The organism is Streptomyces sp. NPDC051243, from assembly GCF_044455405.1.
Lineage (GTDB): Bacteria > Actinomycetota > Actinomycetes > Streptomycetales > Streptomycetaceae > Streptomyces.
Genome location: NZ_JBITES010000006.1, coordinates 18,022 through 33,200, shown reverse-complemented (window position 1 = coordinate 33,200; position 15,179 = coordinate 18,022). Strand labels below are relative to the sequence as shown.

Below are 15,179 nucleotides of genomic sequence, written 5' to 3'. Positions count from 1 at the left end.
ACGACGACCCGGGCCGGGGTGCGGTCGTCTAGGTCGTGTCCGCAAAGTCCCGTCGTCCGCCCGCGGGGCAGGCGGGACTTTGCGGACACGACCTAGGACGCCGGGATTCTGAGGGCGGCCAGGAGCGGGAGATGGTCGGTGGCCGCCCTCAGGTCCGCGCCGGTGATGCCGAGCTGGTTCACGGGCACTCCGCAGCCGAGTACCTCGATGCCCTTGGTGGCGAAGATCGCGTCGATGCGCTGGTGGGGGTCGGTCGGGGTGGAGGTGTACTCGCTGCCCCAGGGGGCGGTGGCCCAGCAGTCCTGGAGGCCGTCCGCGATGCGGCGGAAGGTGCGTCCGGCGGGCCGCTCGTTCAGGTCGCCGCCCGCGACGGCGTGCGGGGTGCCGAGCCCGGCCAGGCGGTCCAGCAGCATGCCGCCCTGCTCGTAGCGCTCGTTCTTCTCCAGCGAGAGGTGGCAGCTCAGTACGCCGAGGCGGGCGCCGCCGAAACGGACCACTGCCGTGGCGAAGCCGCGGCGGTGGAGGCCGGGGGTGAGCGGGAGGAGTACGTCCTCCGTGCGCTCCACGGTGGCCCTGAGGTTGCACAGGATCGCGGGGCCTGCGGCGGTGGCGCCGCCCGTGAGGATCACGAGGTTCGTCGCGCGGGCCAGGCGGGCGAGTTTCTTGCGCCAGCGGAAGAAGCGGGGGGCTTCCTGGAGCAGGACTAGGTCGGGATCGCAGGCGCTGATGACGCGGGCGAGGGCGTGTGTGTCGTCGCGCATCGAGCGGATGTTGTAGCTGAGGACTCGGACGAGGGCTGAACCGTCGGGGTCTGTGCGGGAACCTGGAAGCGCCGGGAGGGACGTTGCCATGCCGTCAATGTACGCGGGAGCCGGGGTGGGAGGCAGCCAAGCGCCCAAAGGCTCGGGGCGCGAGGTTCGTGTGCGACTGCCGGTTCATCGTGGCTGATCGCGCAGTTCCCCGCGCCCCTGAAGGCGTGGCAGCGGCCGTGTCTCGAGAAGCGAGGGGCTTACATGATCGGGTCGGGCTCGCGGGCCAGGTCCGCCGCGCCCACCAGGCCCGCCTTGTTGCCCAGCTGGGCCGCGATCACGTCGGCGACCGGGCGCCAGTTGCCGCCCACCAGCCAGCGCTTGTAGGACTTGCGGATGGGGTCGAGGACCAGTTCGCCCTCGTCCGAGAGGCCGCCGCCGACGATGAAGGCGGACGGGTCGAACAGGGAGGCGAGGTCGGCGAGGCCGGCGCCGGCCCAGCGGGCGAGTTCGCGGTAGGAGTCGACGGCGACCGGGTCGCCCTGGCGGGCGGCCATGGAGATGTGCTTGCCCTCGATGCCGTCGGGGGTGCCGTCGCCCATGCCGAGCAGGATCTCGGCGTTCTCCGGGGTGGCGTTGGCGCGCTGCTTGGCGTAGCGGACCAGGGCGCGTCCGGAGGCGTACTGCTCCCAGCAGCCCTGGCTGCCGCAGCCGCACAGCAAGCCGTCCGGCACCATGCGGATGTGGCCGAACTCGGCGGCGACGCCGTAGTGGCCGCGGCGCAGCTTGTTGCCGATGATGATGCCGCCGCCGAGGCCGGTGCCGAGGGTGATGCAGATGACGTTGCGGTGGCCCTTGCCCGCGCCGAACTTGTACTCGCCCCAGGCGGCCGCGTTGGCGTCGTTCTCGACGACGACCGGGAGGCCGACGCGGGTCTCGACCTTCTCCTTCAGCGGCTCGTTGCGCCAGTCGATGTTGGGGGCGAAGTAGACCTCCGAGCGCTGGCGGTTGACGTAACCGGCCGCACCGATACCCACGCCGACGATCTCGTGGCCGGCGCGCGCGCCCTCCACCGCGGTGGCGATGGCGTCCACGATCCCCTCGGGCGTGCCCGGGGTCGGCACCTTGTGGGTCGAGAGGATGTTGCCTTCCTCGTCGACCACACCGGCCGCGATCTTGGTACCGCCGATGTCGACGCCGATGGTGAGTCCCATGAATCCCTCAGTTCCGGTCGAGCCCCGCTACGGCCAACCGTACCCGAGGCCCTGCCGTCGGGGTCCCGTCGTCCTCCCCCAGTGCCTTGAGGGCCTGGGAGGTACCCCCATGGCGGGACAGGGCTCCGGGAGGGAGTGGTCCCGCGTCGGACCGGGTCGGTGTCAGTCCAGGTCGATGCGCTGACTGCCGGGACCGTCGTCGTCACCCCGGTCCCGGCGGTCGTCGTCCAGTTCGTCCAGGGCGTTGGTGTCGTTCGTACCGCTCGTCCAGCGCCGTTCCTGGGCCTGGACCGCGGAGCGGTAGGCGGCGAGGAGTTCGTTGCCGGCGGCGGCCAGGTGGTCGAAGACGTCCGGATTGCGCTCGATGACCGGCTCGACGGCGGCTTTGGCCTGCTCCACGACCTGCTTGACCACCTGCTGGGCGGCCGGCCCGGCGACCGCGCCGAGCAGCGGGGACTGGAGGGTGGACAGCTTGTCCGCGACGGCGTCGACGAGCTTGCGCAGTTCCTCGGCGGCCGAGCCCGGCGGCCGGCCGTACTCGGCACGGCGGCGTGCCTTCTCCGCCTCGAGGTCCTCGGCGCACGCGGTCGCCCAGGCGTCGGCGTCGGTCGCCCGAACCTCGTCCACGGTCTCGTGCTCACCGGCGTCGGACGGGGGGAGCTCTTCGCTCATGACGGACTCCTGACTACGGTTCGTCCCTACGACGTTACCCGAACGGGCGTACCTGCTTCACCGTGTCCGCGGCCAGAGATCCGGGTCCGGCGCGAACCGGATCCGCAGCTCGCCGTCCCGCAGCGCGGCCCCGTCGACCCCGCATCGGCGCAGGGCGGACGGCAGGGGCACGATACGCCGGAACTGTCCGGCGGTGACGACGAGTTCGTCGCCGTGACGGATGAGGTCGAGCTCGTCGCGTACGGCACCGGGCAGCGGGATGGCCCAGACCAGGACGCCGTCGTCGGCGAGCCGGTCGGTGACGGGCCACTCGACCGTGGACGAGCCGTCATTGACGGTGGGCACGGAGAGCGCGTCGAGATCGTCGGCGCCGCGAGGGTCGCGTCCGAGGTGCGCGACGCCGTGGACGTCGAAGTCCTCCCGCCATTCCTCCAGGACCTTGCGCTGTTGGGCGACGGGTCCGGCCAGCCAGCTGCCGGGCGTCGCCGCCGTCTCCGGCAGGACCCGGTTGGCGATCAGCAGGTCGGGGCGCAGGCCGCGCAGGGCGAAGGCGAGGGTGGCGGCACGCACGGCGTCGGCGCCGCCCGGGCCCGGCTCGGCGACCAGCCGTACGACGGTGTCGCGGTCGGCCACGACGGCCTCGACGGCGGCGAGCTCGACGTCCCAGCGGGCCGCGGTCTCGTAGAGCCACTCCGCGGGCATCGGCACGCCGGCCAGCCGCCCCAGGACGGGCCGCAGGGCACGGGCAGCCTGCCGCTCGGACGGGAGCAGCCGGCGCAGGTAGCGGCGCAGCTCCTCGGGGAGGGAGAGCAGGGCGAGAGCGTGCGGGGTGGCCGGCAGGTCGACGACGAGGAGGTCATGGGCCTCGGCGAGCGCGGCGTCCCGCAGGGCACGCAGCAGTGCGAGTTCCTCGGCGCCGGGGAGCGGGGTGACCTCTTCCGGGTCGAGGCGGGAGGCCCCGAGGAGGTCGAGGGCGGAGGCGGCGCGGTCCTGGAAGGCGGCGAGGTCGTCCCGGAAGCCGGTGGCGGCGTCGGGGCGCCACGCGGTGAGGGTTTCGGTGACCTTGGTCGGGGTCGCGTTCGTGGCCACGCCGAGTGCGGCACCGAGGGTGTCGGTGCGGTCGGCGCTGAGGACCAGGGTTCTGGTGCCGTTGGTCGCCGCCGAGAGCGCGGTGGCGGCGGCGACGGTTGTACGGCCGCTGCCGCCCGGGCCCGTGATCAGGATGGTGCGCATGGGGCTGAACCGTAACGGACGTTGGCGTTCAGCCCGGTTGCACGGTGCCCGGCGTGGGCGGCGGGCGGCGGTGGGTCGCACAGCCCGGCGCTGACGGGGTGCCCCTGCGACCAGGTAAGGCACAGGCACCGCACCCCCTACGGCGCGCCCCCTACTTGCCCGACTCCACCCGCTTCTTCAAGCCCGCCAACGCCCGGTCGATGATGACCTTCTCGGCCTTCCGCTTGATCATCCCCAGCATCGGGATCTTCACGTCCACCGTCAGCTGGTACGTGACCTCGGTCGCCCCCGCCCCCGCCGGCTTCAGGATGTACGAGCCGTCGAGCGACCTCAGCATCTGGGACTTGACCAGCGTCCAGGACACCTCGTATTCACCGGTCCAGGTGTACCCCAGCACCTGGTCGTCCTTGATCGCGCCGGCGTCCATGACGAGGCGGACCTGCTCGGCGCGGCCCTGGTCGTCGGTCTTGAGGACCTCCGCCTCCTTCACCTCACCGGTCCAGTCCGGGTAGCGGGCGAAGTCGGCGATCACCCCCATGACGTCGGCCGGTGCCGCCTCGATCGTGATGCTCGAGCTGGTGTGTTCCGCCATCGCCGTGGCTCCTCCAGATGCGGGCCGCTATGAAGTCGTGGTGCGCACGCGTGTGCAGCGTGAAGGCTACCGCGCGCCCGACCAGCCGACTTCACCCCCACCTGCGCCGTCGTCGCGAAAACGCCCACCGGCGCCGAATTCACTCACCGCCCCGGCGCCCGCGCCAGCTCACCACTCCAGCACCCACGGCTTCCCCGACCCCGCGAAATGCCCCACGTTCACACACTCCGTCGCCCCGATCCGCATCCGGCGCGCCAACGGCTGGTGGACGTGCCCGAAGAGCGAGTAACGCGGGCGAGTCCGGCGAATCGCGGCCAGCAGCGCCCTGCTCCCCCGCTCGAAGCGCCGCGCCACCGTGTCGTACACCAACTCCGGGACCTCCGGCGGAATGTGCGTGCAGAGCACGTCCACCTCGCCCACGGCCTCGATCTTCGCGGCGTACTCCTCGTCGCTGATCTCGTAGGGGGTTCGCATGGGAGTGCGCAGGCCACCGCCGACGAAGCCGAAGACCCACCCGCCGATCTCCACCCGCTCCCCGTCCAGCACGGTCGTGCCCGGCCCGGCGTACTCCGGCCACAGGGGCGGCATGTCGACATTGCCGTAGGTGGCGTACGTCGGTGTCGGGAACGCCGGGAACATCTCGGCGTACTGCTTGCGCACCGCCTTCTCGATCACCGCCCGCCGGTCCGAGCCGATCCCGGCCCACAGCGCCGCTCCGAACGCCCGCGCCTCCTCGAAGCGCCGGGCGGTGCGCAGCTCCACGATGCGGTCGGCGTTCTCGACCCCGAACAGGTCGGGGAAGATGCCGCGCGAGTGGTCGGCGTAGTCCAGGAACAGCACCAGGTCGCCCAGGCAGATCAGGGCGTCGGCGCCCTCGCCGGCCCTGGCCAGGTCGCGGGCGTTGCCGTGTACGTCGCTGACCACATGGACGCGCGTCCTGCGGTTTCCCGTCGGTGTCGGTGCCATGACGATCAAGGGTAGGCGTGTGCGGCAGACGTGAACAGTGGCGGTGGGACCGATGGTTACTGGCCAGTCGTCAGACGGCTCGACTACTGTGCGCGCAGGAACACAAGCACAAACACCGATCCGTGTGACGCAGCAAACATCTCGCCGGGACCCCTGTCGAAGAAGCCATACCGGCGGGTAACGTCCGGTCGGTCCAGTCGTGCTCTGGATTTCAACATGTGAATGCCAGAGCACCTGCCCGAGCCTTGGACCGCACCGTCGCATCACACAACGTCGTGGCGCCGGCGCCCTATGAGGAGCAGCAGTCTTGCGCGAGTTCAGCCTTCCGGCTTTGTACGAGGTCCCTGCGGACGGCAATCTGACCGACATCGTCCGCAGAAACGCCGCGCAGCACCCTGACGTCGCCGTCATCGCCCGCAAGGTGGGCGGTGCCTGGCAGGACGTCACGGCCACGGCCTTCCTCGCCGAGGTGCGCGCGGCCGCGAAGGGGCTCATCGCCGCCGGCATCCAGCCGGGCGACCGGGTCGGACTGATGTCCCGCACCCGCTACGAGTGGACCCTCCTCGACTTCGCGATCTGGTCGGCGGGCGCGGTGACCGTGCCGGTGTACGAGACCAGCTCGGCCGAGCAGGTGCAGTGGATCCTCAGTGACTCCGGCGCGACCGCGATCATCACCGAGCTGGACAACCACACGGCCGCCGTCGAGTCGGTACGCGACCGGCTGCCCGCGCTCAAGCACGTCTGGCAGATCGAGGCCGGAGGCGTGGAGGAGCTGGGGCGGCTCGGGCAGGACATCAGCGACGCGACCGTCGAGGAGCGCAGCTCGCAGGCGAAGGCCGACGACCCGGCGACCATCGTGTACACCTCCGGCACCACCGGGCGCCCCAAGGGCTGTGTGCTCACCCACCGCAGCTTCTTCGCCGAGTGCGGGAACGTCGTCGAGCGGCTGCGGCCCCTCTTCCGTACCGGCGAGTGCTCGGTCCTGCTCTTCCTCCCGCTCGCGCACGTCTTCGGCCGCCTGGTGCAGGTCGCGCCCATGATGGCGCCGATCAAGCTCGGCACCGTCCCGGACATCAGCAACCTCACCGACGAGCTGGCCGCGTTCCGCCCGACGCTGATCCTGGGCGTGCCGCGCGTCTTCGAGAAGGTCTACAACTCGGCGCGCGCCAAGGCCCAGGCCGACGGCAAGGGCAAGATCTTCGACAAGGCGGCGGACACGGCGATCGCCTACAGCAAGGCGCTGGACACCGCGTCGGGCCCGTCGGTCGGTCTGAAGATCAAGCACAAGGTCTTCGACAAGCTGGTCTACAGCAAGCTGCGGGCGGTACTCGGCGGCAAGGGCGAGTACGCCATCTCCGGCGGCGCCCCGCTGGGCGAGCGCCTCGGGCACTTCTTCCGCGGCATCGGCTTCACGGTCCTGGAGGGCTACGGCCTGACCGAGTCCTGTGCCGCCACCGCCTTCAACCCCTGGGACCGCCAGAAGATCGGCACGGTCGGCCAGCCCCTGCCGGGCTCGGTGGTCCGTATCGCGGACGACGGAGAGGTGCTGCTGCACGGCGAGCACCTGTTCAAGGAGTACTGGAACAACCCGGGCGCGACCGAGGAGGCGCTGGCCGACGGCTGGTTCCACACCGGTGACATCGGCACCCTGGACGAGGACGGCTACCTCAGGATCACCGGCCGCAAGAAGGAGATCATCGTCACCGCGGGCGGCAAGAACGTCGCCCCGGCCGTGATCGAGGACCGGATCCGGGCGCACGCGCTGGTCGCGGAGTGCATGGTGGTGGGCGACGGGCGGCCGTTCGTGGGCGCGCTGGTCACCATCGACGAGGAGTTCCTGGGCCGCTGGGCCGCCGAGCACGGCAAGCCGGCGGGCTCCACCGCGGCGTCGCTGGCCGGGGACGCGGACCTGAACGCGGCGATCCAGGCCGCGATCGACGACGGCAACGCCGCGGTGTCGAAGGCGGAATCGGTGCGGAAGTTCCGCATTCTCTCCTCCCAGTTCACGGAGGACTCGGGCCATCTGACGCCGTCGCTGAAGCTCAAGCGCAACGTCGTGGCGAAGGACTTCGCGGACGAGATCGAGGCGATCTACGCCAAATAGGCGAGTGATCGACTCATGGCGCGGTGTCCTCCACGAGGACCCGCGCCATCGTTCGTTCCGCGAGCGCGGTGATCGTCACGAACGGGTTCACGCCGATCGACCCGGGCACGAGCGAGCCGTCGGTGACGTAGAGCTTCGAATAGCCCTTGACCCTCCCGTAGTTGTCGGTCGCCTTCCCCAGGACGCAGCCGCCCAGCGGGTGGTACGTGAAGTCGTCCGCGAAGATCTTGCTGTTCGAGCCGAACAGGTCGTACCGGTAGATCGTGGAGTTCGCCGAGTTGATCCGGTCGAACAGTTTCTTGGCCATGCTCACCGACACCGCGCTCTGAGCGGCACTCCAGCCGAGTTTCACGGCTCCCGTACCGCTGTCGTACGAGAACGACGCCCGCGACGGGTTCTTGGTGATCGCCAGATAGAGGCTGACCCAGTGCTCCAGTCCGGTCGGTAAAGGAGCGATCTCGGCGAAGACCGGGTTCGCGGCGTTGCCCCAGTCGTCGATGCCCATCACCGGCATGGTCGACTGGTTCTCCCCGACCGTGTCCCACAGGTGGTTGGCCCGCCCGAGCATCACGTTGCCGTTGGTGCCCCACCCGGTGCCGACGCTCGCGTCCAGGGCGGGCAGCGTGCCCGACTCCCGTGCGCGGACGAGGAGTTCGGTGGTACCGATGCTGCCGCCGCCGAGGAAGAGGTACGTACAGCCGTACTCCTTGGTCCCGACGACCGTGCCGGTGTCGTCGATCCGGTCGGCGGTCAGGACGTACGTCCCGTCGGCGGCCCTGCCGATCGACCTCACCCGCTCCAGGGTGTGGATGGTGACGTTCCCGGTGCCGAGCGCGGCGGCCAGGTAGGTCTTGTCGAGGGTGCGCTTGCCGTGGTTGTTGCCGTAGATGACCTCGCCCGCGAGCGCGGACCTGGTCGCGGTGCCGGCCGCCTCGCGCTGCATGTGGCCGAAGTCGTAGACGTTCGGGACGAAGGTGGTCTTCAGGCCGGTGTTGGCGGCGTGCTTGCGGGAGATCCGGGTGAAGCGGTACCACTCCGTGGCCTCGAACCACGCCGGGTCGATGCTGTTGACGCCCAGCATGGAGCGGGCACGCGGGAAGTACGTGCTGTACATCTCCGCGGTGTCCACGCTCGGGAACTGCTCGGCGAAGTACGACTGGAGCGGGGTGACCGCCATGCCGCCGTTGACCAGGGAGCCGCCGCCGACGCCACGGCCGACGTACACGGACATGTGGTCGTAGCGGACGCGGTCCAGGACTCCGGGGTAGGGATGGATGTCCTTGTTGACCACGTCCAGCCAGAGGAAGGTGGCCAGCGGGGCCTCGGTGCGGGTGCGGAACCACATGGAGCGGTGGTCGGGGGCCCTGGTGGAGCAGAAGACCTTGCCGTCGGGGCCGGGCGTGTTCCAGAGGCGGCCCATTTCGAGGACGAGGGTACGGATGCCGGCCTGGCCGAGGCGGAGGGCGGCTACGGCGCCGCCGTAGCCGGAGCCGATGACTATCGCCGGGGCGGATTCGACTGCGTCTGGCTGCGCCGCCTGGGCCGACTGAAGGCCTATGCGGGTGAAGCCTGCTGCGGCCGCGGCTTGCAGGGCCGCCATGCCCAGGATTTGACGTCTTGTCAGCTGACGCTGCATCAGGTTTGATGTCATGTGCGCAGCATGTGCGGAATTTGCTGTTCCGCCTAGTGGGGTGCCGAGTATTCGTTGTTGGCGGCTACGGGTTGTGTGTGGCTTGTCGCGCAGTTCCCCGCGCCCCTTTAGGGCGTTGCACTACAGCAACCGCTTCAGATGTTCCGCCAGCAAGTCCCAGCGCCACTTCTCCTCGACCCACTCCCGGCCCCGCTCGCCCATCCGGCTACGCAGCTCGGGGTCTCCCAGGAGCGTGATGATCCGGTCGGCGGCCTCCTCCGCGGAGCCTCCCCGCACCACCCAACCCGTCTCACCGTCGAGCACCGCGTCCGGCGCCCCGCCCGAGTCGCCGGCCACGACCGGCAGCCCCGTCGCCGAGGCCTCCAGGTAGACGATGCCGAGCCCCTCCACGTCCAGCCCGCCCCGCCTCGTCCGGCACGGCATCGCGAAGACGTCCCCGGCGCCGTAGTGCGCGGGCAGCTCGGACCAGGGCACCGCGCCCGTGAAGCGGACCGAGGCGGCGACGCCCGTCTCGTGGGCCAGCCGACGCAGGTCCTTCTCGTACGGCCCTCCCCCGACGATCAGCAGCACCGCCTCCGGCTCGGCGGCCAGGATGCGGGGCATGGCAAGGATCAGCGTGTCCTGACCCTTGCGCGGCACAAGCCGGGATACGCAGACGACCACCGGCCGGTCCGTCAGTCCGAGCCGGGCCCGGATCTCGTCACCGCCCGACCCCGGATGGAAGGTCTTCTCGTCGACCCCCGGCGGCAGCTGCACCATCCGCGAGGCCGCGTCCGGCGTCAGGGCGGTCGCGATCCGGGAGCGCGTGTACTCGCCGAGGTAGGTGATCGTGTCCGTCGCCTCGCCGATCCGCCCGAGCAGCTGCCGGGCCGCCGGCAGCTGGGCCCAGCCCGCCTCGTGGCCGTGGGTCGTGGCCACGAGGCGCTCGGCGCCCGCCTTGCGCAGTGCGGGGGCCATCAGGCCGAGCGGTGCCGCCGCACCGAACCACACCGACGTGCACCCGTGCTCCCGCAGCAGGCCCACCGCCCGCCGGGTCGCCCCGGGCGTCGGCAGCAGCATCGTCGTACGGTCCCGTACGACGGTGAAGGGCTGCTCCGCGTCGAAGGCGGCCGTGGCGGCGACGCCCTCGCGGCTGCGCTTCCAGGTGGAGGCGTAGACGACCAGCCGCTCCGGGTCGAGCCGTAGCGCCATGTTGTGCAGGAACGCCTGGATGCCGCCGGGACGGGGCGGGAAGTCGTTGGTCACGATCAGGGTCTTGTGCATCGCCGCCGACCTTACCGAAGCCGCTGTTCACAGCGAGGGCTCGGCCACGTTTATGGCCCGCTCACAGCTGGAGGAGACATCATGTTCTCCTCAAGGCGGGAAGTGAACGGCAGGGGATCCGGTGGAGACGACGGGCACGCGGCGGTCGTCGGCGTGGCTTCTGGTGAGCTGGGGCCTGACCAGGGTGATCCTGCTGCTGTTCGTGTTCAAGGTGTACGTCTTCCCCGGCCCGGACGTCACCAGCGATGTGTCGGTGATCTACCAGGGCTGGTACGAGGTGCTGCGCACCGGAACGTTCCCGCTGGACGACGTCACCTGGCAGTACCCGCCCGCCGCGGCCCTCCCGATCCTCTCCCCCGCGCTGGTGTTCTGGCTGGACTACCCGTCGGCGTTCTTCGCCCTCGCCTTCGCCGCCGACCTGGCCGTGCTGCTGCTCCTGCTGTACGCCGGCCTGCGCCCGGGCCGCACCCTGCGCGGGGCCTGGGTGTGGGTGGCGGGCGTACCGCTGCTCGGGCCGACCGTGTACGCCCGCTACGACGTGATGGTCACCGCCGTCGCCGTGGCCGCGCTGCTCGCGGGCGCCCGGCACCCGCGGCTGATGGGCGCGCTGGCGGCGTTCGGGGCGATGCTGAAGGTGTGGCCGGTGCTGCTGCTGGTCGCGGCCCGCAGGCGCGCCGCCTGGGGCTGGGCCGCGCTCACCGCCGCCGCCCTGTCCGGGGTGTTCGCCCTCGCCATGCCCGGCGCGTTCGCCTTCCTGACCTTCCAGCGCGACCGGGGCACCGAGGTGGAGTCGCTGGGCTCGCTGGTCTTCCATGTGGCCCGGCAGTACGGCTGGGACGGCCAGGTGCTGCTGAACTACGGCTCGGTGGAGTTCCTCGGCCCGTGGGTCGACGTCGTCAGCACGGCCGCGCTGGTCCTGAGCGGGCTCGCCTTCGGCTGGCTGCTGCTGTGGCGGCTGCGGGCACGGCGGTTCCACTCGCACACGCTCGCGGACGCGGCCTTCGTGGCGGTGCTGATGTTCGTGACGACCAGCCGGGTGATCAGCCCGCAGTACATGGTGTGGCTGATCGGCCTCGCGGCGGTGTGCCTGTGCTCCCGCGGCAGCCGGATGAAGCTGCCCGTCGGCCTCGTCCTCGCGGCATCGCTCGTGACGGTCCTCGAGTTCCCGATCTGGTTCTCGCACGTCGTCGCCAGCGACGCCCTCGGTGTCACCCTCCTGTTCCTGCGCAACGGCCTGCTGGTCCTGGCCACGGTCCTCGCGGCCCGCGAGCTCTGGCGCTCGACGGTCACCGGCGCCGCCCCGGTCCCCGTACCGGCTCAGGCCACCCGCGCCAAGGAGACCCCCCTGCCCTCCTGACGCCGGTCCCGCCGCAGCAGCACCGCCGCGCACTGCACCGCCATGGCGAGCGCCAGCGCCAGGCACACGCCGGGCAGGCCGAGGCCGGACAGCCCGAAGGCGAGCGGCAACGGTACGGCCGTACCGAGCACGGTCAGCCACGGCGGAACCGGCGCCGAACGCCGCCATGACCCACGTGGCGGCGGCCCCCAGCGCACCGGCCGCCACCAGCCCCGCGCTGCCCGACGCCAGCACGGCCTGCAGCCCCATCGCCCGACGGGCGTCCTGACCGGTGCCGAGCAGATGCGCGGTATGGATGGAGGCGGCCTGGCGTACGGCGTGGAAGGCCATGGTGGCGACGTACATGACCTCGTACGCGATCGAGTACGCCGCCACCGCCGTCACCCCGAGCCGCGCCACCACCGCGACCAGCACCAGCGCGCCCGCCTGCCGCACGGTGAAGTCGGCCGACATCGGCAGCCCGGTGCGCAGCATCCGCCGTGCCGCGCCTGGGCGGCCGTGCGCAGCAGCCGGTTCCGTCGCAGGGCGGCCGGCCCCACCGCCAGGGCCACGCTGCGGCACAGCACGGTCGAGGCGGCGGCGCCCTGGACGCCGTAGAGGTCGATGAGGAACGGGTCACAGAGCAGGATCAGCCCGTTGGAGAGCAGCGCGAGCCGCATCGGCGTCCTCGTGTCACCGGTGCCCTTGAGGATTCCGTCGACCAGGGTCGGCGCGAAGAACACCGCCGTCCCCGGCAGCGAGATGGCGAAGTACCCCACCGCCAGGGTCAGCGCGGCACCCCCGTCGAGCACCAGCCGCGCCAACGGCTCCCGCACCAGGAACCCGCCCACGACGACCACCGGCGTGACCAGCGCCCACACCGTCCATCCCCCGCACACCGCCGCCCGCACCGCTCCCGCGTCCTGCGCGCCCCTGGCGCGGGCGACCAGCACGGTCGTACCGGAGCCGAAGACGAGTGCCGCGCCGAGCAGGACGTTCTCGGTGTTGGTCACGACCGCCCTTCGGGGCGAGCAGAAAGAGTTGCTGCGGAGGACGCTGTCGACCAGAAGGCCGGGCGCAGGCTCGGCCGGGGAGGGGGTCGGCCCCGGGTGTAGGGGCCGCACCCCACCGGGGGTCCAGGGGCGGAGCCCCTGGAACGCCTCCGCCATCCCAAGCCGGTCGAGATCACCGACCAGGTCCGCTTCAACACGGTCCTGTCCTTCCTACGACACCTGCCGGACCGCCGGGAACAGGCCGAAGTGTTCCGCCGCCGGCTGGAGTTCCTCAACGCGCCGACGAGCTTCTTCTATGAGGGCGGCAAGGAGGGCGGCAAGCCCGTACGCGCCGAGGAGGCCGAGGACCTGTTCCGGCAGGGCATGCTGCGGGTGGCGCGGACGACCGGCGAGGCGGAGCGGGCGTGGCTGACGGAAGCCGTCGCGAAGCTGGATCAGCCGCCGAGCTGAGCCCGGAGATAGTCCCGCCACTCCCCCGTGAAGTCGTCCAGCGAAGTCCCGAGTACGTCCCTCAGCGCGCCCTCGACCGCTCCCGCCCGTCCCTCGTGCGCGCCCACGGCCCGGTAGAACTCCACGAGTCTGACCTCGCCCCAGCGCTCGGCGATCATCCGGCAGGCCATCCACCCGCTCTCGTAGGCCCGCGCCAGCCTGCCCGAGTCGCCGGTGAAGCCGAAGTCCGCGTCGGCGGGCAGCGCCTGCGGTACCCGGCCCTCGATGACCGCTTGCCACAGTTCGGGCGCGGCCTGGGACGGGGAGCGGCCGCTGCCGAGATAGCCGACCCAGTCGGCGTAGCCCTCGGAGAGCCACAGGGGGGTGGCGGCGCTGGTGTGGGCGCGGGTGGCGACGTGGGTGGTCTCGTGGGTGAGGACGACCTGTTTGCCGGTGGCGCCGAGGACCCCGTACGCGTCGGGGTTCACGATGATCCGGTCCGCGGGCGCGTCCGCCGGGGCGCCGGTCTCGCCGGTGGTGACCGCTGCGATCCCGCGGTAGGAGGAGGCGGGCGAGGCGAGGAGCCCCGCCATGCCGGTCAGCGACTCCGGTACGAGGACCACGACACGCCGGAACCAGTCCGTGCCCCACGCCTGCGACACGGCGGGCACCGCGTCGTCCGCCAGTTCCGCGTACCGCAGCAGCGCGGCCTCGGACTGACCGACGCCCATGACCAGGCTGTGCTCACCCCGTACGACGCTCACCCGGCCCTGGTCCCACAGCTGTTCGGCGGAACCCTTCGCGGGCCGCTCGGCCTCGACGTACCAGCCGCCCGCGGCGTCCAGGCTCAGGCTGAGCGTGCGCCCGGCGCTGACGGGAGCCCGGTCGTAGCCCCGGACGCGGTAGCGAAGCTCGGCCTCGGCGGTCGCGGTGTCGCCGGTGCGGTCCAGGCGGGTCAGGCGGTACGACCAGTCGGCGAGGGGCAGGGCCCGCAGGTTGCGGAACCAGCTCTGGGCGCCCGTGCGCAGGAACGCCGCCTGGTCGCGGTCGAGTATCGCGGCCTCCCGCGCGTCCAGGACGCTCTGCACCTCGGCCCGCGCACTGTCGGTGGCGGACCGCCCGCCGCACCCCACGAGGGAGACGAGCAGCAGACAGAGCGCCACGACGACCCGCGTCCCCGACGCCCGCCTTCGACCAGCCATTTCACGATCGTACGGCGGGGAAGGCGGACGAGTCAGACCCCGCGTTCGGACCTGCGGCCGGAGGGGGTCGCACAGCTCTGCCGCAGGCGACGTCACACGGAACCTGCGGCAGGCCGGGGTCGCAGGGACCTGCCGCAGGACGGGCTCGCACGGATCTGCCGCAGGACGGGGGTCGTACAAACCTGCCGCAGGACGGGCTCGCAGGGACCTGCCGCAGGACGGGGTCGCACGGATCTGCCGCAGGACGGGGGTCGTACAAACCTGCCGCAGGCCGAGGTCGCACGGATCTGCCGCAGGACGGGCTCGCACGGATCTGCCGCAGGACGGGGGTCGTACAAACCTGCCGCAGGACGGGCTCGCACGGATCTGCCGCAGGACGGGGGTCGTACAAACCTGCCGCAGGCCGAGGTCGCACGGATCTGCCGCAGGACGGGCTCGCACGGACCTGCCGCAGCACGGGGGTCGTACAAACCTGCCGCAGGACGGGGTCGCACGGACCTGCCGCAGCACGGAGGCCGTACAAACCTTCCGCAGGAGGGGATCGCACAGACCTGCCGCAGCACGGAGGCCGTACAAACCTGCCGCAGGAGGGGATCGCACAGACCTGCCGCAGGACGCGGGTCGCACAAACCTGCCGCAGGATGGCGTCCCGCCCGGCGGTGAAGCCTCCAGAACCGGCGCGATCCCTCAGGCCGCGCAAGCCGGTTCAGCGTGTCAGCGTGGCCTGCGCCGGCGTCCGGACTCCGGGTCGCTCA

General features: G+C 71.5%; 11 protein-coding genes and 2 pseudogenes. 3 read left to right on the top strand and 10 right to left on the bottom strand.

Annotated elements, in window-relative coordinates; all coding sequences use genetic code 11:
* Window positions 1-92: 92 nt before the first annotated feature.
* From ACIBAG_RS16400 to ACIBAG_RS16375, 6 genes are all read right to left on the bottom strand, one after another.
* Window positions 93-851, bottom strand: coding sequence for an endonuclease/exonuclease/phosphatase family protein (locus tag ACIBAG_RS16400; RefSeq protein ID WP_399105496.1), 759 nt, complete (start codon window positions 849-851; stop codon window positions 93-95).
* 158 nt (window positions 852-1,009) lie between these two features.
* A complete protein-coding gene (locus ACIBAG_RS16395) occupies window positions 1,010-1,963 on the bottom strand; it encodes an ROK family glucokinase (protein WP_399105494.1) in 954 nt (317 codons plus the stop codon).
* A gap of 162 nt (window positions 1,964-2,125) precedes the next feature.
* Entirely contained in the window at window positions 2,126-2,635 is a 510-nt protein-coding gene (locus ACIBAG_RS16390) for a DUF5304 domain-containing protein (protein WP_399105492.1), read from the bottom strand.
* Window positions 2,636-2,692: 57 nt separating this feature from the next.
* A complete protein-coding gene (locus ACIBAG_RS16385; protein ID WP_399105490.1) occupies window positions 2,693-3,868 on the bottom strand; it encodes an ArsA family ATPase in 1,176 nt (391 codons plus the stop codon).
* A gap of 151 nt (window positions 3,869-4,019) precedes the next feature.
* Window positions 4,020-4,460, bottom strand: a complete 441-nt coding sequence (locus ACIBAG_RS16380; RefSeq protein ID WP_399105488.1) for an SRPBCC family protein — start codon at window positions 4,458-4,460, stop codon at window positions 4,020-4,022.
* A gap of 168 nt (window positions 4,461-4,628) precedes the next feature.
* The gene (locus ACIBAG_RS16375) at window positions 4,629-5,384 is read right to left on the bottom strand and encodes a metallophosphoesterase (protein WP_399106307.1); all 756 of its coding nucleotides are present in this window, start codon (window positions 5,382-5,384) and stop codon (window positions 4,629-4,631) included.
* 349 nt (window positions 5,385-5,733) lie between these two features.
* Here ACIBAG_RS16375 and ACIBAG_RS16370 point away from each other — a divergent pair, with 349 nt between their 5' ends.
* Window positions 5,734-7,530 (top strand): AMP-dependent synthetase/ligase, encoded by a 1,797-nt coding sequence (locus ACIBAG_RS16370; RefSeq protein ID WP_399105486.1) that lies wholly within the window; start codon window positions 5,734-5,736, stop codon window positions 7,528-7,530.
* A gap of 13 nt (window positions 7,531-7,543) precedes the next feature.
* On the opposite strand, the gene ACIBAG_RS16365 is transcribed toward ACIBAG_RS16370, so the two are convergent.
* Both ACIBAG_RS16365 and ACIBAG_RS16360 read right to left on the bottom strand, forming a co-directional pair.
* Complete coding sequence (locus tag ACIBAG_RS16365; RefSeq protein WP_399105484.1) at window positions 7,544-9,130, bottom strand: GMC oxidoreductase; 1,587 nt, start codon at window positions 9,128-9,130, stop codon at window positions 7,544-7,546.
* Window positions 9,131-9,301: 171 nt separating this feature from the next.
* Window positions 9,302-10,444 (bottom strand): glycosyltransferase family 4 protein, encoded by a 1,143-nt coding sequence (locus tag ACIBAG_RS16360; protein ID WP_399105482.1) that lies wholly within the window; start codon window positions 10,442-10,444, stop codon window positions 9,302-9,304.
* A 121-nt stretch (window positions 10,445-10,565) separates the two neighbouring features.
* Here ACIBAG_RS16360 and ACIBAG_RS16355 point away from each other — a divergent pair, with 121 nt between their 5' ends.
* Window positions 10,566-11,801: a glycosyltransferase 87 family protein gene (locus ACIBAG_RS16355; protein ID WP_399105480.1), complete on the top strand. Its 1,236-nt coding sequence runs from the start codon at window positions 10,566-10,568 to the stop codon at window positions 11,799-11,801.
* On the opposite strand, the pseudogene ACIBAG_RS16350 reads toward ACIBAG_RS16355, so the two are convergent.
* A pseudogene (locus ACIBAG_RS16350) lies at window positions 11,762-12,799 on the bottom strand (MATE family efflux transporter); the annotation flags it as partial. The gene ACIBAG_RS16355 and the pseudogene ACIBAG_RS16350 overlap by 40 nt on opposite strands.
* A gap of 132 nt (window positions 12,800-12,931) precedes the next feature.
* Between ACIBAG_RS16350 and ACIBAG_RS16345 the strand changes: the two are divergent.
* Window positions 12,932-13,243, top strand: a pseudogene (locus ACIBAG_RS16345) (PadR family transcriptional regulator); the annotation flags it as partial.
* Here the strand turns inward: ACIBAG_RS16345 and ACIBAG_RS16340 are convergent.
* Complete coding sequence (locus tag ACIBAG_RS16340; protein ID WP_399105478.1) at window positions 13,228-14,424, bottom strand: hypothetical protein; 1,197 nt, start codon at window positions 14,422-14,424, stop codon at window positions 13,228-13,230. The pseudogene ACIBAG_RS16345 and the gene ACIBAG_RS16340 overlap by 16 nt on opposite strands.
* Window positions 14,425-15,179: the final 755 nt, after the last annotated feature.

Coding starts and splice junctions, on each gene's coding strand:
- ACIBAG_RS16385 (WP_399105490.1), bottom strand. CDS start 3,868: ATGCGCACCATCCTGATCACGGGCCCGGGCGGCAGCGGCCGTACAACC.
- ACIBAG_RS16365 (WP_399105484.1), bottom strand. CDS start 9,130: ATGGCGGCCCTGCAAGCCGCGGCCGCAGCAGGCTTCACCCGCATAGGC.
- ACIBAG_RS16340 (WP_399105478.1), bottom strand. CDS start 14,424: ATGGCTGGTCGAAGGCGGGCGTCGGGGACGCGGGTCGTCGTGGCGCTC.
- ACIBAG_RS16360 (WP_399105482.1), bottom strand. CDS start 10,444: ATGCACAAGACCCTGATCGTGACCAACGACTTCCCGCCCCGTCCCGGC.
- ACIBAG_RS16400 (WP_399105496.1), bottom strand. CDS start 851: ATGGCAACGTCCCTCCCGGCGCTTCCAGGTTCCCGCACAGACCCCGAC.
- ACIBAG_RS16390 (WP_399105492.1), bottom strand. CDS start 2,635: ATGAGCGAAGAGCTCCCCCCGTCCGACGCCGGTGAGCACGAGACCGTG.
- ACIBAG_RS16380 (WP_399105488.1), bottom strand. CDS start 4,460: ATGGCGGAACACACCAGCTCGAGCATCACGATCGAGGCGGCACCGGCC.
- ACIBAG_RS16395 (WP_399105494.1), bottom strand. CDS start 1,963: ATGGGACTCACCATCGGCGTCGACATCGGCGGTACCAAGATCGCGGCC.